This is a genomic window from Pedobacter jeongneungensis, from assembly GCF_000633455.1.
In the GTDB taxonomy this organism is placed as follows: domain Bacteria; phylum Bacteroidota; class Bacteroidia; order Sphingobacteriales; family Sphingobacteriaceae; genus Pedobacter; species Pedobacter jeongneungensis_A.
The window spans coordinates 63,728-84,945 of sequence record NZ_AYMG01000039.1 but is presented as its reverse complement, the minus strand read 5'-3'; the positions used below and the strand labels follow the sequence as shown (position 1 = coordinate 84,945).

Genomic DNA, 21,218 nt, shown 5'->3' with positions numbered 1-21,218 from the left:
TAATGGGTATTAACTAACGCTGCTTATTAATCCAGTCTACAGCACTTATTACTTTTTTATCCAGATAAATATCATTGAAATTGTCACCACCCTGAATGGAAATCGTGGGAGTGAGGAAGTTTTTATAAATTTTTCCGTTACGGTCTGCGTCATAATCAACAGCGAGGTTGAGGCCGGCATATCTGTTTATTTTAAAACCCTCATTTGCGGTAGTGTAACCTGCACTATGTTCTCCTATAAGTATTGTTTTTTTACGGCCAATGGTGCTGATGGCTGTAACCTCGCCCGAACTCGCGGTCATTCCGCTGATCAGTACCGCAAGTGGCAGTTTGCTGTTAAAAGATGGGGACTGATCAATCAGTTTTGCAACCTGCGTACTGTCAAGGTAAATATTTCCTTTTCTTAAAATCCAGTTGCCATCATTTTTTTGATGCTGATTAATAAAACTTCCAATTTTTCCATCACCAAGTAGAGGCGCAAGGCCGGCCAGCATTTGGTACATGCTGCCTCCGGTGTTCACACGGAGGTCGAGTATCCATCCTTTTATTTTTTTTTCATTAAGTGCATTAATTGCTGCTCTAATTTCTTTTGCATCTGTATCAATCTGCTGACCTGAAAAATCACTATTGCCAGGCAGTAAAATGTAGCCTATGTTGCCTTTCAATAATTGCATACTTACTTTGGTATGGACTTTTACTGCCTGTTTTACAGTCTCATTCAGATAAGGTTCGCTGGTATTCCAGTAATAAGTATCTTTTCCTAATTTGAGTGCACCATGATGATCCCCAATTTGCTCAAAAATATAAGGAAAAACCTTTGCAGCTTCCTTATAGGTTTTTGCCTTAGCTGCTTTTTCAAATACATTTTTCTTTAAGTCTGGCCAATCTACCGAGTCACGGTTAATTGCATTTAACTGGATGGTTTCGAGGCTTTTGTTGAGGAAAATCTTTGCACTATCAATAGTCTGTGTGGGTGTTTGAGCATTAAGTAAAGAAATATATAATAAAACGATTGAGAAGGTAACTAAGACTTTTTTCATAAGGTTGTGACGCTGAGAACTAGGATAAGGTTGCATATTGAAAAAGATACCGGGATAATTTTTACGCGCAAACACCTATGTGCACAAGATATTTATCTCGTCTCTCTTATAAAAAAGGGTTTTATAGGTTTTGATAACCTAAAATTGTTGGAGCGTAAAGAGTATTTAAATAACCCCATGCTTTTTTCATGAGGTTATTTAAATATTTTGTGCACCAGACTAACCTAGATTTCCATCTTCTTTAACCATTTTATTAATGGCTTTTTGTACTTTAATTACGTCAGTTTCTACTGTTTTTCTAACAGCTGCGTCAAACGAAGCAGCAAATTCTGCGCTTACAAAAATTTCGTCTTTTTCATTCAGTACATTCAGTACAAAAGCGCTGCTTCCAAACTTAAATCCGCTCTTTATTCTGATCACATCTTTTTCAAAGGTTTTTAAAAATTCGTAGCTGTTGCTGATCTGGTCAAAACAATCTCTCACCGCCTGAAAAACCAGGTGTGTTTCTATATCTAAGCCGTTTATGATCACCGTAACTGATGTGAGGTCATTTAGTTCCGGAAGAAGGTCTTCACTGTAAATAATGTCTTTTGGATCTAAGATCACAACTGTTTCCTTATCTTCGCTTTCACCCGCCTGTTGCGTTAATTGCATTGAGGCATTACCGTCTTTTAATGTAACGGTATTTGCAGAAGTGTTTTCAATTTTAATATCGCTAATGGTATCTTTAATGATGCCTACAACAAGTTCGAGCGCTTTTGATTGGGTACTGTTCATTATGGTGTTTTTTTTGCAAAGGTAAGGCTTGGTGATAGTGGTGTACAATGATACGGTTAATAAAAACTATTTTTTTTATTAAACTACTTATTTACAGTCTGTTATTTTTTAATTTTTCTTAAATTTAATTTGCAATCAACCTATTAACCATTTGTTAAATGCCGGAGATAAAGCTGCGGATTGTCTAAAAAGGATTTGGTGAGGGTAAAGTGCTCTGTATCCTCGTAATCAATTTCTGAGATACCATATTCATCAAACTGATAAATGCTGGCTCCCGGATAGCAGATGAGTATGGGGGAGTGGGTGGCAATGATGAACTGTGCCCGGCCGCTTTGTTCTAATTGATTAATTACGGATATAAAAGCTAAAATTCTTGCTGGCGATAAGGCTGCTTCAGGCTCATCAAGGATGTAAATTCCTGATTCGAACTGGTTATTAAAGAGCGATAGAAAAGATTCTCCGTGCGATTGCTCGTGTAGCGAACGACCACCGTAGGCATCTAAAATGCGGTTATCTTCCAGGGCCAGTTCATCAATATAGCTGGCAAAGTTGAAAAAGTTTTCGGCCCGCATAAAGAAACCGTCGTTTATCCTCCCTGGTGTCCATGATAGTTGTATGAGCTGGGTTAATGGCGATTCGTAACCCTCGAAACGATGACCGACATTGAGGTTATGGTTGCGGTTACCACCTTTGAGGCTGAAACCACACCTTTCTGCTATCCCTTCGAGTAGAGTGGATTTGCCTGAACCATTTTCGCCCACAAAAAACGTTACGTTGCTTTTTAAATTCAGTTGTAATCCTTCGCGCAGGCTGGGAATCTGAGAGGTATAACCTCCGTCAGCTATCCGGTGTAACAATATCTGTGATAAAAAAGGCATTTATGATGTGTAATTTTCTTTAACGAATATAATCAATGGAATATTTCCGGGCGCATAATTTTAAAATACTTAATCAAACAACTTTTAAAAAATTATTCCTCAATAATCATTCTCTTTACCTTGGTCCTGAAATTTCCATTAGCCACGTTTAAAACGGTATCGCCCTGATCATTGATTTCAATAGATTTCAGTTCAATTCTTCCAAACAAACTATCTCCAACCTTATAATTTAATTTATTTAGTATTAGTTTCTGATGGATTACTTTTTGCAATGGTTTAGTTTCTCCTTCAATAATTACATCTGTAAATTGATATGCAGCGGCATTAAACTTTTTATTTTTGTATCTGATATTTAATCCTTGTCCTGTAAAGCCATCGCTTATGCCAATCCTGATCGACAAAGTATCCGATTTTGAATAATAGTAGGCGCGGCAGTTGTTCAGTTTTGCAAAAGCAGCATCTTGCTTTTCGTGTTTGCCGTAACGGAAATAGGCTACATCGCTGGTCCGTTTAGATCCATCTGGTTTCTCGAAAAAAGAATAAATTTCCTCTCTCGTGTTCATCTCACCGTAAATGACTTTTTTAGGTAATCCCGGGTCGAGGTGTGCATCATCCCATTGTTTCGTGTTATCTGTAGAGTTGCAGCCCAAAGCCAAAAAGGCAATAAACATGGAAATTAAAGCAGAAGAAACTTTTTTCATGGATCGGTATCAGGTTTTATGATACGATGGTTTTATAGGCGGGATTCCATAAAGTTCTCGTCGTTTGCGCTGGTTTTCAAACCAGCGCAAAGAAAAACTACAATTTTATCGGTTGTATAGGATGAATTATTTAATCTATCGACAAGCAAATATTTGCTTCAAAGGTCTTCGACTATGCTCAGACTGACGAAACTTACTATTAATCCTCTTTATCTCTAATAATCCCAGTCGGAAGAATTGACTTCATAGCGATGGTTTTCAAACCAGCGCGTACCCCAAAACAAACTCATCATAAATTAAATCTGTAGTTGAATAGTCATAAATCTTTTTTCATTCATTATTATGGAAATATTCAAATACAGTAAAAACAAGTATTTTTTGCGATAAAATTCCTATTTCTTCATCTAAAAGAGGTCATTAATCGCTACATAAGTTAAAAAAGTACCCGAAATACGCTGTTTGTCTTTATAAATCGCCCGTTTAAGCGCTAAACCACGATTTTCAGAATGGAAACATGAATTTCAACTTCATTTAAACTTCATAAATCTGTATTTATTTCGCTATCGAATTAAATCGTTGAGTAACCATCATTTATTGAAATCAATTCGTCTCCGCACTGCGGTTGCAGATTGCTTTTATCAAAAAAAAGGCCCCTCAGCGAAACTAGTTAGAGAAAAAAATAAATCAGATTAAAACCATTCAACGAAAAAAAATGAAAAGAGTTCTCATATGCTTAGGCTTGTGTACTTTACTTTACGTAACGGGTTGTACCTCGAAAAAAGAAGAAAAAGAAGAAGTAGCTACTTATGCGGTAACCACGCCGCTAAGAATGGATACTTCGTTTACCAAGGAATATGTTTCGCAGATTAAATCTGTTCGGAATATCGAAGTCAGGGCCCAGGAAAAGGGCTATCTCCAAAATATTTATGTAGATGAAGGCCAGCATGTAAAAGCAGGTCAGCTTTTGTTTAAAATTATGCCAAAAGCAGCTCAGTCTGAGTTGTTAAAAGCAGAGGCGGAAACCAAATCGGCACAAATTGAACTGGAAAACACCAAATTACTATCTGATAAAAACATCGTTTCTAAAAATGAGCTGGCGATGGCCAAAGCAAAACTGCAATCTGCAAATGCTGAAACCTCACTGGCAAAGTTCCACTTATCCAATACCGAAATCAGGGCACCGTTTGATGGCACCATCGATCGTATCCCTTTAAAATTGGGTAGTTTGGTTGATGAAGGCGCTTTGTTAACCAGCCTTTCAGATAACAGTCAGGTTTTTGCATACTTCAATGTATCAGAACCAGAGTATTTAAACTATCAGAGTGCTGCAAAAGCAAAAGGACAACAAGAAGTTAGTTTATTACTGGCCAATAACGAACTGCTAAAATCGAAAGGTAAAGTGGAGGTAATTGAAAGTGAATTTGATAACGAAACCGGAAACATTGCTTTCAGGGCAAGATTCAATAACTCAGATAATTTGCTTAGAAACGGTGAAACCGGTAAAATCCAGATGGTTGTTCCATTGAAAAATGCCATTGTTATTCCACAGAAAGCAACTTACGATATTCAGGATAAAACTTATGTTTTCGTAATCGATAAAAACAATAAAGTACACTCAAGGGCCATCACCATTGCAGGCGAACTGCCGGATTTATACATTATCGGCGACGGCATCACCGTAGAAGATAAGATCTTACTTGAAGGCGTGCAGAAGGTTAAAGACGATGATAAAATCGCCTTCAAATTCCAGCAGCCTCAGGACGTGATGAAACAATTGAGATTGAAAACAGAATAATCTAAACCCCTCCATACTTATTTTATGTTTAGTAAATTCATACAAAGGCCCGTCCTTTCTATCGTAATATCGCTTATTATTGTGTTTCTTGGGGTGCTGGCCATCAGCTACCTGCCAGTTACACAATTCCCTTCCATTTCTCCGCCTAAAGTAAATATTACGGCAGAGTATCCTGGGGCGAACAACGAGTTATTAATTAAATCGGTGGTTATTCCGCTTGAGCGTGCACTTAACGGTGTACCGGGAATGAAATACATTGCTTCTGATGCCGGTAACGATGGTGAGGCGTCAATCCAGGTGGTATTTAACCTGGGTACTGATCCCAATCAGGCTTCGCTTAACGTACAGAACCGCGTAGCCGCAGTTACCAATAAACTTCCTCCTTTAGTGGTTCGTGAGGGTGTAAAAATCACACGCGAGGAATCTAACATGTTGATGTACATCAACTTGTACAGTAAAGACCCTAAAATGAACCAGAACTTCCTGTACAACTATGCTGATATCAACTTACTTTCAGAGTTGAAGAGGGTTGATGGGGTAGGTTTTGCAGATATTTTGGGAGACAGGGATTACGCCATGCGTATCTGGCTTAAACCGGATCGTATGCAGGCGTATAAAATCTCTGTTGATGAAGTAATGAAATCGCTTGATGAGCAAAGTTTAGAAGCCTCTCCGGGTAAAACAGGAGAGAGCTCGGGTAAACGTTCGCAGGCTTTTGAATATGTGTTAAAGTATTCAGGTCGTTTTAATACCAAAGAGGGATATGAAAATATCGTGGTTAGGGCAACACCCAATGGAGAATTGCTTCGCTTAAAAGATATCGCTGATGTCGATTTTAGTGCTTCTGCTTATAACTTGTACTCTACCTTAAACGGAAAAGCATCTGCTGCGATTGTTTTGAAACAATCTTACGGCAGTAACGCCAGTCAGGTAATTAAAGATGTTAAAGCCAAGATGGCTGAGATTAAATCGGCATCATTCCCAAAAGGTTTAGATTACGAAATCAGTTACGACGTTTCTAAATTCCTGGATGCATCAATTGAAAAAGTAATCCACACTTTAGTAGAAGCTTTTATCCTGGTGGGTTTAGTGGTATTCTTGTTTCTTGGTGACTGGCGTTCAACCCTTATTCCAGCCATTGCCGTACCAGTATCCCTAATCGGAACCTTTGTGTTTATGCAGTTCTTCGGCATCACACTCAACTTAATTACTTTATTTGCTTTAGTATTGGCCATTGGGGTAGTGGTAGATGATGCGATTGTGGTAATTGAGGCGGTGCACGCCAAGATGGAGCACGACAGGCATCTTTCGGTGTTAAAGGCTACACAACAGGCCATGAAAGAGATCGGTGGAGCAATTATTGCCATTACCTTTTTAATGGCATCGGTATTTATTCCGGTAGCATTTATGTCGGGTCCGGTGGGTATTTTCTACCGTCAGTTCTCCATTACCATGGCAACAGCAATTATCCTTTCGGGTATTGTGGCTTTAACACTTACGCCGGCGTTGTGTGCCATTATGTTGAAGAACAATCACGGTTCAGCCAAAAAGAAAACCATGATCGACCGTTTCTTAGATGGTTTTAATAATGGTTTTAACAAACTTTCTGGTAAATATGAATTGGTATTAAGCAAAGTGGTAAGCCGCAAAATATTAACTTTTGGGGTATTAATCGCTTTTTGTTTGGGTGTTTGGGGATTAAGTGGGAGTGTACCTTCAGGTTTTATTCCTAACGAAGACCAGGGAATGGTTTATGCCATTATCCAAACCCCTCCGGGATCTACTTTAGAACGTACTGACCAGATTGCAGAGAAACTGCAAAAAATGTGTGAAGACATTGATGGTGTGAAGTCAGTTTCATCATTGGCAGGATATGAAATCCTAACCGAAGGTACAGGATCTAACTCGGGTACCTGTTTAATTAACCTGAAAGATTGGAGCGAGCGTAAACATTCGGCAGCTGAGATTATTGAAGAACTTGAAGAAAAATCAAAATCTATCCCTGGTGCAACCATCGAGTTTTTCCAGCCACCAGCAGTTCCGGGTTATGGTGCAGCGGGCGGTTTCGAACTTCGTTTATTGGATAAAGCAGGTAGCGGTGACTACAAAAAAATGGAAACTGTTGCTAACGATTTTGTACGCGAGTTAAACAAACGTAAAGAGCTTTCATCGGTATTTACTTTCTACAGTGCGAGTTTTCCTCAATATATGCTGGATGTTGACAATGACATTGCGCAACAAAAAGGCGTGAGTATTGATAATGCGATGAATACCCTGTCAACTTTTGTGGGTAGTAACTACGAAACCAGTTTTATTAAATACGATCGCCAGTATAAAGTTATCGTACAGGCATTGCCTCAGTACAGGGCTTTACCTGAAGATATCTTAAAGCTATCAGTTAAAAACGACCGCGATGAGATGGTGCCTTTCTCGGCTTTTATCAAAATGCGTAAAGTTTATGGTTTATCGGAGATTACCCGTCACAATATGTACAATGCTTCGGAGATCAGCGGACAATCGGCTCCTGGTTATAGCTCAGGTGAGGCCATTAAAGCCATTACTGAAGTGGCAAAGAAAACCTTGCCGAGGGGATTTGGTATCGATTGGGCAGGTATCTCAAAAGATGAGGTATCAAGAGGCAACGAGGCGATTTACATCTTTTTGATCTGTTTAGGTTTCGTGTACCTGGTTTTGGCAGCACAGTATGAAAGTTTCATTTTACCACTTTCGGTAATTCTTTCTTTACCAGCGGGTATTTTTGGAGCATTCCTGTTCCTTAAATTATTAGGATTAGAAAACAACATTTATGCGCAGGTAGCCATGGTGATGCTTATCGGCTTACTCGGTAAAAACGCCGTACTGATTGTGGAGTTTGCCACGCAGCGGCATGCACAAGGAGCAACGGTATTTAAGGCAGCCATGGAAGGTGCTGGCGTGCGTTTCCGTCCGATTTTAATGACCTCTTTTGCCTTTATTGCAGGTTTGATCCCTTTAATGATTGCAAGTGGACCAGGTAAAATTGGTAACCGTACCATCGGATCGGCTGCTGCAGGCGGTATGCTTTTCGGTACCATTTTCGGGGTAATTGTTATCCCAGGGTTGTATTATATATTCGGAACAATTGCAGCAAAACACAAGCTGATTAAGATTGAAGAAGAACATCCATTAACTGAAGAAATTGAAAACAATGTTTAAGCAAAATATTTATAAAAGCATTGGATTGGTGTTAATATGCGCTGCATATACCGCCTGTAAATTGCCAGAAGTGGCCCAACGCTCCGAAAATAAAAACGTACCTGCAGCCTTTAACGGCTCGCAGGATACGGTAAACACAGCCAATATTAAGTGGCGTAACTTTTTTACCGATCCAAACCTGGTAAACCTGATTGATACTGCACTTAAAAATAACCAGGAGTTAAATATCACGCTTCAGGATATCGAAATTGCCAAAAACGAAATCAAGGCCAGAAAAGGAGAACTTTTACCAAACGTAACCTATGGTGTTGGTGCTGGATTTGATAAAGTGGGCCGTTACACCAGTTCGGGTGCCGGCGATGCCTCAACAGAAATTACACCTGGTAAAGAAGTGCCTGAAGTATTACCTGATTATCATTTTGGCTTACAGGCCAATTGGGAAGCTGATATCTGGCATAAACTGCGCAACTCTAAAAAAGCAGCCATTAGCCACTATCTATCAACGGTTGAGGGTAAGAATTTTGTCATTACCAATTTAATTGCCGAAGTGGCCAATTCATATTATGAATTATTAGCTGCCGATAATCAGTTAGAGACTGTGAAAAAGAACATCGAGCTGCAGAGCAACGCCCTGGAGCTGATGAAAATCCAAAAACAGGCTTCAAGGGTTAATGAACTTGCTGTGCGCAAATTTGAGGCAGAGGTATTAAGCTCAAAAAGTTTAGAGTTTGATATTCAGCAGAACATTACCGAAACAGAGAATAAAATTAATTTCCTGTTAGGCCGTTATCCTCAGCCGATTATCAGAGATAAATCTAATTTTACCGATCTGGTACCTCCAACCGTACAAACAGGATTGCCATCACAATTATTGGCTAATCGTCCGGACATTAAACAGGCCGAATTCGAACTGGCAGCAGCTAAATTAGATGTTAAAGTGGCCAAAGCACAGTTTTACCCATCTTTGGGCATTTCTGCAACCATCGGTTACCAGGCATTTAATCCTTCTTATCTGTTAAGAACGCCGGAATCTTTGATTTACTCTTTAGCAGGAGATTTAGCCGGACCGCTGATCAATAGAAATGCTATAAAAGCAGAATATTTAACGGCAAATGCCAAACAGTTGCAGGCCGTTTTTGATTACGAAAAGACCATTTTAAACGGTTACATTGAGGTAGCCAATCAAATGTCGAAAATCAGCAATCTGCAAAAAAGTTACGATCTGAAAGCGAAACAAGTTGCCGCACTTACACAGTCGATTGATATTTCGAACGATTTGTTTAAATCGGCAAGAGCTGATTATTTTGAGGTATTGATGACCCAACGCGATGCATTACAGTCGAAGTTAGAACTTATCGAGACCAAAAAGCAACAGTTAAATGCTGTGGTAGATATTTATCACGCCCTTGGTGGCGGATGGAATTAATAAACATCCAAATCCTTTAAATATTACAATACCTTTTAAGTCATATTATCCTTATATTCAATTAGGCTGCTCCACTTGGGGCAGCCTTTTTTATTTCTTGTTCATTTATTTATCATAAAATTCATTTTAAAAACAATGCCATCTGCCTGCGGTTATCTTTATCGTATTATTTATCATCATATCTGAAAAAAATGGGAAAAACAACATTTAAATTTGGCGAATTAGAAGTTAATCGTTTAGGCTATGGCGCAATGCAATTAACTGGTAATGGCGTTTTTGGCGAAGTAGAAGATCGCGAAAATGCCATAACCGTTTTGAGGGAAGCAGTTGCAAATGGCGTTAATTTTATTGATACTGCAGAGGCTTACGGGCCAAAGTTTAACGAAACACTTATTGCAGATGCTTTATCGCCTTTTCAAAAGAATCTTTTTATCGCTACTAAAGGCGGTTTTGACAGACCAGGCCCAAACAATTGGATACCTAATGGCACTCCTGAAAAAATCAGACAGGATATTGAAGGAAGTTTGCAGCGTTTAAAAGTAGATTCAATCGATTTATGGCAGCTTCACCGCATTGATCCAAATGTTGATGTAGCCAAAACCCTTGCGCCTGTGGCAGAGGCAGTAAAAGAAGGTAAAATAAAACACGTAGGCTTATCAGAAGTGACCATTGATCAGATTAAGCAGGTGCAGGATATTTTGCCGGTTGTTTCTGTTCAAAATTTATATAACCTTAGCAACAGACAGTGGGAGCGTGTTTTAGATTTTACTGCAGAACAGGGACTGGCTTTTATCCCCTGGTTTCCTTTGGCTTCTGGTCCTCATAAACTGGAAGATAAAATTAAAGCCATTGCCGAAACACATAAAGCTACAACCGCACAGATTGCTTTGGCCTGGTTGTTAAAGAGATCATCGAATATCCTTTTAATCCCTGGCACAAAATCTGTAGAGCATTTAAAGGAAAACTTAAAAGCGGCAGAAATCGAATTAACTGAAGAAGAATTTGAAAGTTTAGCGCGATAAGAATGGAAAATTCGCCGCGATCATCATTTTCAGCAGAAAGATAAACCGCGAGAAATCGTCATTGCGAGAAGGCTTTTTTAGCCGACGAAGCAATCTTTATAGTAAAAACTTCATGCATCAAAGATTGCTTCGTCGTTCCTCCTCGCAATGACGATCTTTCTTGTGATTTTTAGACTTAGCGCCTTTACTGGTCTTAGCGTCTCGCTAAGACTTTTGTTTTATACAGGAGAGAGCTACGGATTGACAGGCAGCGAGAAATCGTCATTGCGAGAAGGCTTTTTTTAGCCGACGAAGCAATCTTACAACGATCGCTACAAGCGGGCCCGTTAAGATTATTTCCTTGAAAATCGGCACTTGCTGTGCCACGCAATGATGAAATTTACTTAGCTTCTTATAGCCATAGTTAAACTTTCCTGGTCTTAGCATCTCGCTAAGACCTTTGTTTTTACTGCAATTAATTTTTGCCACGGATGCACGGAGAACACGGAAAATTCCCCGCGATCGTTATTTCGATCGGAGTGCAACGCAGTCGAGAAATCTGTTTAGATCTCTTTCCTGGTCTTAGCGTCTCGCTAAGACTTTTGTTTTATACAGGAGAGAGCAACGGATTGATAGGCAGCGAGGAATCGTCATTGCGAGAAGGCTTTTTTAGCCGACGAAGTAATCTTACAACGATCGCTACAAGCGGGGCCGTTAAGATTATTTCCTTGAAAATCGGCACTGCAAGTGCCACGCAATGATGAAATTCACTTAGCTTCTCATAGCCATAGTTAAATCTTATATTTTATCATTTATTGAAAATTTTGTATGATATTTAAGCATGAAAAAAGTCTCCCTAACTACCATCATTTTATTTTCTTTCATTTTTCAAAAAGCCATGGCGCAGAATAAATCCGAAAATGTACCTGCTGTTTTAAACCACATTGCTGTTTATGTAGCCGATTTAAACACAGCCACTACTTTTTACGAAAGTGTTTTTAACCTGAATATCATTCCAGAGCCTTTTAAAGATAATCGCCACACCTGGTTTACTTTAGGAGCTGCCGGACAATTACATTTGATTCAGGGAGCAAAAGGCAATGAAACTTTTGATAAAAACGGACATTTATGTTTTAGTGTTCCATCTGTTGACGATTTTGTTAAAAAACTCAATGCAAAAAACATCAGTTTTGAAGATTGGGCGGGCAAAGAAAAAGGCATTACGCTCCGCGTTGATGGCGTAAAACAGATTTATTTCAAAGATCCTGATGGTCATTGGCTTGAAGTAAACGACGCGAAGTAAATTTTTTACTACGTGTTAACTTTGTTTGGCCTCATCACCTATCTTTAGTGCTTAGCCCTATAACTCATGAAAATATCTTGCCTTAAGCATCTTTTTGCACTCTTTTTACTTGTAGGAATAACGCAACAGTCAAATGCCCAGAATGTAAAGGCTGAAGCAGATTTTAAAACTGTAATGGAAAAATATAGTGCTGTTGGTGCTTCGGTAGCTGTAGTAAAGCAGGGCAAGATTATTTATACCCATTCATTTGGATTGAAAGATCTTGAAAATAAACAGGCTTTAAGCGATCAGGACATTTTTAGGATCGCATCTATTTCGAAATCTTTTTCGGCAACATCCATCATGCAACTGGTAGAAGCAGGTAAAATTTCTCTCGATGATGATTTCGGTGACCTGGTGGGTTTTAAAATCAGGAATCCAAAATTTCCCGATCAGAAAATTACCTTAAAAATGGCCTTATCTCATACCTCCAGTTTAAACGATTCGCAAGGCTATTTAAATTTGGATGTGATTAATCCGGATAAAAACCCAGATTGGGCAAAATGTTACAACGATTATTTACCGGGAAGCAAATTTGACTATTGTAACCTCAATTTTAACCTGATCGGCACCATAATAGAGAAAAAATCGGGTGAGCGCTTTGATAATTATGTGAAAAACCATGTGCTTAAACCTCTAGGACTTTATGCAGGTTATTGTGTGGATTCTTTAGATAGCACGCGTTTTGTAAAGCTATACGAATATCATCCCGATACAAAATCTTATACACCTTCACCAACGGCATATGCACCACGCAGGGCAGAGATAGCCAATTATGTAATGGGTTATACCACCCCGGTTTTTTCACCAACAGGAGGGATGAAAATCTCCGCAACTGATCTTGCTAAATACATGATCATGCACATGAATTATGGCACCGCAAATGGTGTAAAGATTATCAGTAAAAAGAGTGCCAAACAAATGCAAACAGCTTTAACCGATGAAGAAGGTTATGGCTTTGCCATTAGAACGGCCGATAACTTTATCCCAGGCGTTAAGCTAAAAGGTCATACTGGTTCTGCCTATGGTTTATACAGTACCATGTTCTTTAATCCGAAAGAAAAATTTGGATTTGTGATCATTACCAATGGCATAAATGCTACTTACACTGATGGTTTCCCCGACTTTAGCCGGGCAGCAATCAACAGTTTATACCAATCATTTTTTAAATAAAATTATAGCAAATTTGCCAGGCCATTCTTATGGAAGAAAGCAGTTAGGGTTCTAATACCTGCTTTTGGATGATTTATACTATTTCCTTTTACCTTTTGGTCAAAAACACTTTTAACTGGTGGTAAATCAATTAAATGTGTACAATCAGTAATGGGTTGATCAACTGCTGCCGGTTTTTCGTTTTTATTAATTTTGTAGTCCATGTTCCTGATTATTGATTCACAAACCGTTGATAGGTACTTCCGGATTTAATTTTTTCCATCATTAAGTATTCTTTCAGAATAGAAAATTCCATGCTTTGAATAGCTTTAACAACAGATTTCAGTTTTTCAGCTGTAACGCCCAATCGTGCAGCCCAGTAATTACGGTCTTGTTCGTCTGCGATTTCGATAAATTCTTTCCTCGCATTCATCGAATTTAGTTGATATTCCATTTTATGAATTTTTTGGTTAGTAATATTCAAGAAACATCAATAAATCCTTTTTGGTTTTGCAGTTTTGTCAGTAAATTCTCAGATAATTGAACATTATTTGCTGATGATTAAAACCTCATCGAATAATTATGTTTTTTAGGGCTAAAAAGCTGTCAAATCAAATTTTGATCTGTCTGTTTTTAGCGGATTATTTATTTCTAAAAAGAGTAACATTTTCTTTACAAAACATTTGCTTTTCTGGTAGAGCCTATTTATTATTGTAATGTAATATATTTTTTACAATGCTAAATCATTCTCTAACCGGTGCTCCGAGTCTATCCCCGCGCCGAAAGTTTTATCAGGATAATCGTTTTGTATTATTCCTCTGGGTGTTGATTACCCTGATTTTTGTAATCGATTCGTGGGTAACGCATCGGTACAACAATTACCTCATTTTTGAAAATACGTTTAGAAATCTCCTCCACGAAAGGTCGTTGTATACCCATTACCCAGCTTACCATGACGATACCAATCATTACGGGCCGGTTTTTAGTGTATTAATCGCTCCATTTGCCCTGCTTCACAATTGGGTGGGCTTGCTATTATGGAATTTATTCAGTTGTTTTTTACTTTTTAAAGCCATCCAAACCCTGCCCTTAAGCGAAGAGAAAAAAGTAGTTATCGGATATATTGCCATTCCATGTTTGATAGAATCGATGCTTAACCAACAGTTTAATGCTGGAGCAGGTGCCTTAATGATATTAAGTTATACGCTTCTTAATAAGGATAAAGGAATATGGTCTGCGCTGTGTATTGTACTCGGCACATTTATCAAACTTTATGGTATTGTTGGTCTTGTATTTTTCTTTTTCGCAAAGAAAAAGCCTCAGTTTATATTATGGTTAATCATGTGGTCGCTAATTATATTTTTATTGCCCATGTTGTTTGCCTCACCTGATTTTGTTGCGCATAGTTATGTGGATTGGAAAAACTCGCTTGTTGGAAAAAATATGCTCAACGTTTTGGGCGAGGGGATTGATATTTCTATTATGGGTTTTTTCAGGCAGCTTTTAGATGAGCCCGAAATACCTAATTTTCTTTTTCTTGCGCTTGGCTCTCTAGTATTTATGCTACCTTTTAAGCGTCTAGTTAACTTTGAGAAACAAAAATTTCAGCTGATGATTTTATCTTCAGTGCTGTTGTTTCCGGTATTATTTAGCACAGGTGCCGAAGATTGTACTTTTATTATCTCTGTTGTAGGAGTAGGGATATGGTATGTAAAAGAAAATAATAAAGCCATGAAAAGGGTATTGTTGCCTGTTTTGCTTTTTATCACATGTAATTTTCCCTTACTGTTATTTCCGGCCTTTGCCAAATCGCATCCTCTATCGCTTGCGATCATCAGTTTCCCCTATTTCCTGGTTTGGCTAAGGATTATTTATAATGCTACAAAAAGTAGGTTCGCCTATGCAGAAGAAACAGAACCAGAAATGGTTACTGCGCTAATAGATTAAGTTTAAATTTTTATTTTTTTAAGGTTTTGATGTCCGTTTATAAAAATGGATGTTAAAACCTTTTTTGTTATCAGGCTGTTTTATAGCAATCTAATCAAAAATATTATGGACGATAAACAAAAAAGCGGAAGTGCTGATCGCGGTAGGATCAACATTAACGAGGGTTATGAGCTGGATTATTGGTCTAACAAATTTGGCGTGAGTAAAGATAAACTAAAGGCTGCAGTGCAAACCGTTGGTACATCGGCCCACAAAGTAGAAGATTTTTTAAAAAAGTAAAATATCAATTATGAGTCTGGAAAAATATGTTGCCAAGCGCGATTTCTCAAAAACGGCAGAACCTAAATCAGGTAAAAGCCGCGATCGGAACAAGTTACATTTTGTAATCCAAAAGCATGATGCGTCACGCCTGCACTATGATTTCAGACTTGAAATGGAAGGTGTTTTAAAAAGCTGGGCCGTACCTAAAGGCCCGTCTACCGATCCGAAAACCAAACGTTTGGCCATGATGGTAGAAGATCATCCCTACGATTATAAGGATTTTGAAGGGATTATACCTAAAGGAGAATATGGCGGCGGAACGGTAATTGTGTGGGATGAAGGTACTTATGAGCCGATTGAAGTCATTAAAGGTAAAAAGGCACAGGAAAAACACCTGTTGCATCAGCTAAAAGAAGGTTCTTTAAAAATTAAACTGAACGGAGAAAAACTGCATGGCGAATTTGCCCTTGTTAAAACACATGGTATGGGCGAAAATGGCTGGTTGCTGATCAAACATAAAGATGATTACGCCTCAACAAAAGATATTACTAAGGAAGATAAATCCGTGCTTTCTGGAAAAACCATTGAAAAGATGGAAAAAATACCCGATAAAGTTTGGAAAGAAGGAAAAGAGCAAAAAATAAAGCCCGAAAAAAAAAATACTGAACCAAAGGTTAAGAAAGAAACAAAACCTGTAGGCGATAACAAAACGATAGATGTAAAAGCCATCTTAAAAAAAGCACCAAAATCGGCCATTCCTAAAAATATCAAGCCTATGCTCGCAACCCTGGTTGATGAGCCTTTTGATGATCCAAACTGGCAATACGAGGTAAAATGGGATGGGTACCGTGCTTTGGCTTTTATCAATAAAGGAAAAGTAGAGCTCTTTTCGCGGAACAATAAATCATTTAACGAAAAGTTTTACCCCATTTACGATTTGCTCAACGAATGGAAAATCAATGTTGTTTTAGATGGTGAGATTTTAGTTTTGAATGATAAAGGGATATCTAATTTTGGCTCATTACAAAACTGGAGAAGCGAGGCAGATGGTGAACTTGTTTTTTATGTTTTCGATATCCTTTGGTATGAAGGCAAAAACCTGATGGAACTTCCGCTTGATGAACGTCAGGCCATTTTAAATGATGTACTGCCAAACGACGATGATCGTGTTCGTTTAGGAAAAGTTTTCAAAGCCAGTGGTGTCGATTTTTTTGATGCTGCCCAAAGAATGGGATTAGAAGGTATTATAGCAAAGAAAACAGATAGTACTTATGCTCCCGACAGAAGATCGAAAGAATGGTTGAAAATTAAAGTACACAAACGTCAGGAAGTGGTGATAGCCGGTTTTACCAAAAATGCCGACACGTCAAAATCATTCAGTTCGCTCCTATTGGGGGTATATGAAAAAGGAAAATTGCAATATGTAGGTAAGGTTGGTACGGGGTTTTCGGATAAACTGCAAAAAACAATGATGGAGCAATTTAAACCGATTATTGTAGATAAAAGCCCCTTCGAAAGTATTCCTGATGTAAATAAACCTTCGCGTTTCAGGCCAAATCCGCCAAAGGCAAAAGCTACCTGGTTAAAACCAGAGTTGGTATGCGAAGTAGCTTTTACCGAGGTAACCGAAGATGGCGTTTTTCGCCATCCATCCTTTCAGGGCATGCGGGAGGATAAAAAAGCGAAATCGGTCGTCCGCGAAGAGGAAAAACCTACTCAAAAAATTGTGGATGAAGTTAAAGAAAAAGAGGAGCATGCCCATGCCATAAAACCACCCAAAGGAAAAGAACCCAAAACTTTATTAAACCCAAAAGATGAAACGCAGGTAAGAAAAATAAAAGGACATGAACTGAAATTTACCAATTTGAGCAAAGTGTATTGGCCCGAAGATAAAGTAACCAAAAGGGACATGTTTAATTATTATTACCAGGTTGCTGAATATATTTTGCCTTATCTTAAAGACCGGCCGCAATCGCTTAACCGTTTTCCGGGGGGTATCCACGGACCAAGTTTTTACCAGAAAGATGTGAAAGGAAAGGCACCCGAATGGGTTGAAACTTTTCCTTATGAAAATGGCGAGGGCGAGAAAAAGGAATACCTGGTGGGTACCAATGAAGCTTCCTTATTGTGGATGGCCAGCTTAGGCTGTATAGAAATGAATCCATGGTTTAGCCGTGTGCAGCACCCCGATAACCCTGATTATTGTGTAATCGACCTCGATCCGGATAAACACTCTTTCGATCAGGTAGTTGAAGCGGCTCTTGAAACCAAAAAGGTATTGGACGCCATTGATGTGCCCAGTTATTGTAAAACATCAGGCTCAACAGGTATGCATATTTATATTCCTTTAAACGCTAAATACGATTACGATCAGAGCCAGATGTTCGCTAAAATCATTGTAAACCTGGTACACAAACAGATCCCGGATTATACATCTTTAGAACGAATGGTAGCCGCCAGAAAAGGGAAAATGTACCTCGATTTTTTACAGAACAGGCCAGGTGCAACCATCGCCGGACCTTACTCTTTAAGGCCGAAAACAGGCGCGACTGTTTCCATGCCTTTGCATTGGGATGAAGTAAAACCCGGCTTAAAGATGAAAGACTTTAATATTTTTAATGCTATAGAACGTTTAAAAGTTGAAGGCGATCTGTTTAAAGGGGTATTGGGCAAGGGGATAGACTTAAAAAAAGCCATCAATAAAGCCAAGAGTGTTTTTGGATAAAGATGAATGATCTTTTCCCGCTTTCATTATATTTGAAAAAAATTAAAAAATGATCGCACACCACGTTTTATTCTGGCTTAAAGCCGATACCACCGAAGAGCAAAAAAATGCTTTCCGCAATAGCTTACAAACATTAGAAAACATCGAAGTTGTAAAAACTTTTCATATTGGCGTACCGGCACCGATTGAGCGTGCTGTAGTAGATACAACTTATACTTTTAGCCTGATTTTATTTTTTGAAGATCTGGCTGCACATGATGTTTATCAGGTTCACCCATTGCATAAAGCTTTCTTAGACGAATTCAGGGTCTATTTTGATAAAGTTGTTATTTATGACGCAGAATAATACTAAATGCCTCCATTAAAATGGGGGCATTTTTTTTATGGACTTTTATATAATCGATTTTATTATTTGGAATTATTCTAAATAATATGATATTTGCTAAAACTATAATTGATTATAAAATTCAGTCTCATGTGTAAAACAACAGTTCTTGCTCAAAATGCAAACATCACTATTGCTCAGTGTAATAATTGCAAAGTTTTAAATATATGGCGTTCAGGCGTGCTGATGAACTTTTCTTTTGAGCAATTTGATGCTTTTTATGTGGCCACCAAAAAACTCGATTTTGACGATTATCTGGAAAACAGACCGGATGGAAGACAAGTGGTGATTTTATCTACTCCATTTCCTGATATCAGTTTGGTATTTACCAGAGAAGAATGGTACGAGTTTTTTATAAAAATTGATGAAGCTTTATATATGAAACGGGTTTATGAACTAATGTATTGCTAATTAAAACTACATTTGTGTATATTTGTTACTTAATTATAAGTAATTTATGATACTACAAAACCAAAATGTTTTTGATTGCGTAGATACAATAAACCGCAATCTCATGGAAAAAAGCGCTACACTAATCAAAAGAGCGTCTATTAATGTGAATCTTTTAGACAGCATTAAAATTGGCGACTTATTAGCTGATGAATATGGTAAATCAGGTAAAGTTTGTGAAATTGAAAAAGTGAACCGTTATGGCGAATGTCATTATTACTTTAAATTGCTCAAATCGGGTACCATACTGATTATTCTTTAATTCTTTTCCTGGTTAACAAATTCGTTATATTAGTGTGATGAGAAACTATCTTATCGCACTTGGTTTTGTATTGTTCGTTAATCAGGCTGTTTTTGCTCAAGCCATAAAAGGAAATTATGCCATTAAAAATGTGCTTACAGGCATGCTATTGCGTGTTAAAGATGCCAGTGGTAAAAATGGAACACCTTTGGTAGCTTACGATCCGCAGAATTGGAAATGTATGACCTGGAATTTTATCGCTGTTGAGGGAAGTGCATATCAGTTAAAAAATCTTTTTACAGGAAAAACTTTTCAGCCTAAACCTGCTGATGTAGCCTTAGAAGAACAACCTTTAACTTTGGGTAGTACCAACCAGCAATACGAATTTGAACCTGTTGGAAAAGATATATACCTCATTAAACTTAAAGGGACCGATCTTTATATCACACCAGAAGATAAAAAAGGAACAACCAATTCAGCCATTATCCTGGCAAAGAAAACAAAGACCAGGGAGCAGCAATGGACGATATACGAACAGGCACCAACCATGTAAAATACAACCCCCCCCCATGAATCGATTAGCGCTTTTGAAATACATATTATCTTCGAATACGTATATTAGGATGTTCCAAGTATAATTATGCCAGATAACCAAGATCATTTCTATGCTAACCTGCCTGTAAATAAAATTCCTTTATATCAGTTATTGGTTAAAAATAAGTTATTTAAAGAAATACCCGCAGATTGGCATGTGATTATCACCGACATTAAAAGTTCTACAGCTGCCGTTAATGCTGGTTTGCACGAGAACGTTAACCTTATTGCTACTGGCAGTATTGTGGCTGTGCTTAATATCGCATTTAAGGCCAATATAACTGTGCCCTTTTTCTTTGGAGGAGATGGAGCAACGTTTATCATTCCTCCGGGTATTGTAGATGAGGTGATGAAATCGCTGTTGAAATACAAAGCTAATACCCGCGAAAATTTCAATCTCGATTTGAGGGTAGGCATTATACCGGTTGAGGAGATTTATGCCCACAACCATAGCCTGCGGATCAGCAGGTTTAGCAGCTCTGAAACATTTTCAATTCCGGTTGTTTTAGGCGATGGTTTGGCTTATGCCGAAAAAATGATCAAAGGGGATGATTACCTGTTATCAGGTCACGATACCACTAACGACGAAATAGATTTAAGCGGCATGCAATGCCGTTGGGATAAGATCGAACCACCAGAGAATAGCGAAGAAATTGTAACCCTGATTGTAATTGCCCAAAACTGTCAACAGCAGGCCGAAGTGTTCAGCAGGGTGATCCGTCAACTCGATCAGATTTATGGCACACCCGAAAAACGCCAGCCGATTTCGGTTTCTAAACTGATTTTCAGGACAAGTTTTAACAGCCTTGGCAAAGAAATGAAACACCGTTTAGGGAAGATTAAGTTTTTTGAACTCATCAAATCCTGGTTCATTAACATCTATGGATATATCTATTTCCGGACGGAGAGTGGAAAAAATTATCTTAAACAGCTCGTGGCCATGTCTGATACCCTGGTGATAGACGGCCGCATCAATACCGTAATTACAGGAACAGCGCAACAGCGTTTAGCTTTGCAAAAAGCATTGGATGCATTAGAGTACAAGCATGAAATTTTATATGCACTATATGTAAGTGGTCAATCGGTTATGTCGTGTTATGTAAGGGATCTGGAAGATGACCACATTCATTTTGTTGACGGGGCAGAAGGAGGCTACACCCAGGCAGCCGGAGTACTGAAACAAAAAATACGCGAAAAAATGGAAAAGACGGATAACATTTAATAAACCTCCCAAACATTTACGACGGCTACTTGTATGTTATATACCTGAAATATTACAAAGGGTAATCACGATAAGCATTTTAATTTT

At 38.3% G+C, this 21,218-nt stretch carries 20 protein-coding genes; 14 read left to right on the top strand and 6 right to left on the bottom strand.

All coding sequences use genetic code 11. From position 1 onward, the window contains the following. Positions 1-13: 13 nt before the first annotated feature. From U859_RS31430 to U859_RS0128835, 4 genes are all read right to left on the bottom strand, one after another. Positions 14-1,039, bottom strand: a complete 1,026-nt coding sequence (locus U859_RS31430; RefSeq protein ID WP_162800083.1) for a S41 family peptidase — start codon at positions 1,037-1,039, stop codon at positions 14-16. A gap of 219 nt (positions 1,040-1,258) precedes the next feature. Next, positions 1,259-1,816, bottom strand: coding sequence for a hypothetical protein (locus U859_RS0128845; RefSeq protein WP_025146683.1), 558 nt, complete (start codon positions 1,814-1,816; stop codon positions 1,259-1,261). A 143-nt stretch (positions 1,817-1,959) separates the two neighbouring features. After that, positions 1,960-2,694 carry an AAA family ATPase gene (locus U859_RS0128840; RefSeq protein WP_025146682.1) on the bottom strand — a complete coding sequence of 245 codons (735 nt, stop codon included), beginning with the start codon at positions 2,692-2,694 and terminating at the stop codon, positions 1,960-1,962. A 92-nt stretch (positions 2,695-2,786) separates the two neighbouring features. Beyond that, positions 2,787-3,395 carry a hypothetical protein gene (locus U859_RS0128835; RefSeq protein ID WP_029986275.1) on the bottom strand — a complete coding sequence of 203 codons (609 nt, stop codon included), beginning with the start codon at positions 3,393-3,395 and terminating at the stop codon, positions 2,787-2,789. 712 nt (positions 3,396-4,107) lie between these two features. Between U859_RS0128835 and U859_RS0128830 the strand changes: the two genes are divergently transcribed. From U859_RS0128830 to U859_RS0128795, 6 genes are all read left to right on the top strand, one after another. Further along, the gene (locus U859_RS0128830) at positions 4,108-5,190 is read left to right on the top strand and encodes an efflux RND transporter periplasmic adaptor subunit (RefSeq protein WP_025146680.1); all 1,083 of its coding nucleotides are present in this window, start codon (positions 4,108-4,110) and stop codon (positions 5,188-5,190) included. 24 nt (positions 5,191-5,214) lie between these two features. Then, positions 5,215-8,385, top strand: coding sequence for an efflux RND transporter permease subunit (locus U859_RS0128825; RefSeq protein WP_025146679.1), 3,171 nt, complete (start codon positions 5,215-5,217; stop codon positions 8,383-8,385). Next, on the top strand, positions 8,378-9,811 hold the full coding sequence (locus U859_RS0128820) for a TolC family protein (protein WP_025146678.1): 1,434 nt from the start codon (positions 8,378-8,380) through the stop codon (positions 9,809-9,811). Before U859_RS0128825 ends, U859_RS0128820 begins: the two co-directional genes overlap by 8 nt. Before the next feature lie 191 nt (positions 9,812-10,002). Next, positions 10,003-10,833 (top strand): aldo/keto reductase, encoded by an 831-nt coding sequence (locus U859_RS0128815; RefSeq protein ID WP_025146677.1) that lies wholly within the window; start codon positions 10,003-10,005, stop codon positions 10,831-10,833. A gap of 820 nt (positions 10,834-11,653) precedes the next feature. After that, positions 11,654-12,115 carry a VOC family protein gene (locus tag U859_RS0128800; RefSeq protein ID WP_025146675.1) on the top strand — a complete coding sequence of 154 codons (462 nt, stop codon included), beginning with the start codon at positions 11,654-11,656 and terminating at the stop codon, positions 12,113-12,115. A 66-nt stretch (positions 12,116-12,181) separates the two neighbouring features. Beyond that, positions 12,182-13,327, top strand: coding sequence for a serine hydrolase domain-containing protein (locus tag U859_RS0128795; protein ID WP_029986273.1), 1,146 nt, complete (start codon positions 12,182-12,184; stop codon positions 13,325-13,327). Between the two features lie 2 nt (positions 13,328-13,329). Here the strand turns inward: U859_RS0128795 and U859_RS0128790 are convergent, their stop codons facing one another. Both U859_RS0128790 and U859_RS0128785 read right to left on the bottom strand, forming a co-directional pair. Further along, positions 13,330-13,530 (bottom strand): hypothetical protein, encoded by a 201-nt coding sequence (locus U859_RS0128790; protein WP_025146673.1) that lies wholly within the window; start codon positions 13,528-13,530, stop codon positions 13,330-13,332. A gap of 8 nt (positions 13,531-13,538) precedes the next feature. Next, positions 13,539-13,760: a DUF3606 domain-containing protein gene (locus U859_RS0128785; protein WP_025146672.1), complete on the bottom strand. Its 222-nt coding sequence runs from the start codon at positions 13,758-13,760 to the stop codon at positions 13,539-13,541. A 281-nt stretch (positions 13,761-14,041) separates the two neighbouring features. Here U859_RS0128785 and U859_RS0128780 point away from each other — a divergent pair, with 281 nt between their 5' ends. The 8 genes from U859_RS0128780 (at position 14,042) to U859_RS0128745 (ending at position 21,131) form a co-directional block, all read left to right on the top strand. Next, positions 14,042-15,253, top strand: a complete 1,212-nt coding sequence (locus tag U859_RS0128780) for a glycosyltransferase family 87 protein (RefSeq protein WP_025146671.1) — start codon at positions 14,042-14,044, stop codon at positions 15,251-15,253. A 105-nt stretch (positions 15,254-15,358) separates the two neighbouring features. After that, positions 15,359-15,532, top strand: coding sequence for a DUF3606 domain-containing protein (locus U859_RS30750; protein WP_205314452.1), 174 nt, complete (start codon positions 15,359-15,361; stop codon positions 15,530-15,532). A gap of 10 nt (positions 15,533-15,542) precedes the next feature. Further along, on the top strand, positions 15,543-18,239 hold the full coding sequence (gene ligD / locus U859_RS0128770; protein WP_025146670.1) for a DNA ligase D: 2,697 nt from the start codon (positions 15,543-15,545) through the stop codon (positions 18,237-18,239). Positions 18,240-18,288: 49 nt separating this feature from the next. Continuing rightward, entirely contained in the window at positions 18,289-18,585 is a 297-nt protein-coding gene (locus U859_RS0128765; protein WP_025146669.1) for a Dabb family protein, read from the top strand. 129 nt (positions 18,586-18,714) lie between these two features. After that, positions 18,715-19,035: a hypothetical protein gene (locus U859_RS0128760; RefSeq protein ID WP_025146668.1), complete on the top strand. Its 321-nt coding sequence runs from the start codon at positions 18,715-18,717 to the stop codon at positions 19,033-19,035. Between the two features lie 103 nt (positions 19,036-19,138). After that, the gene (locus U859_RS0128755; protein WP_162800082.1) at positions 19,139-19,336 is read left to right on the top strand and encodes a hypothetical protein; all 198 of its coding nucleotides are present in this window, start codon (positions 19,139-19,141) and stop codon (positions 19,334-19,336) included. Positions 19,337-19,373: 37 nt separating this feature from the next. Continuing rightward, positions 19,374-19,868 (top strand): RICIN domain-containing protein, encoded by a 495-nt coding sequence (locus U859_RS0128750; RefSeq protein WP_025146666.1) that lies wholly within the window; start codon positions 19,374-19,376, stop codon positions 19,866-19,868. Between the two features lie 87 nt (positions 19,869-19,955). Further along, positions 19,956-21,131, top strand: a complete 1,176-nt coding sequence (locus U859_RS0128745; protein WP_025146665.1) for a DUF3095 domain-containing protein — start codon at positions 19,956-19,958, stop codon at positions 21,129-21,131. Positions 21,132-21,218: the final 87 nt, after the last annotated feature.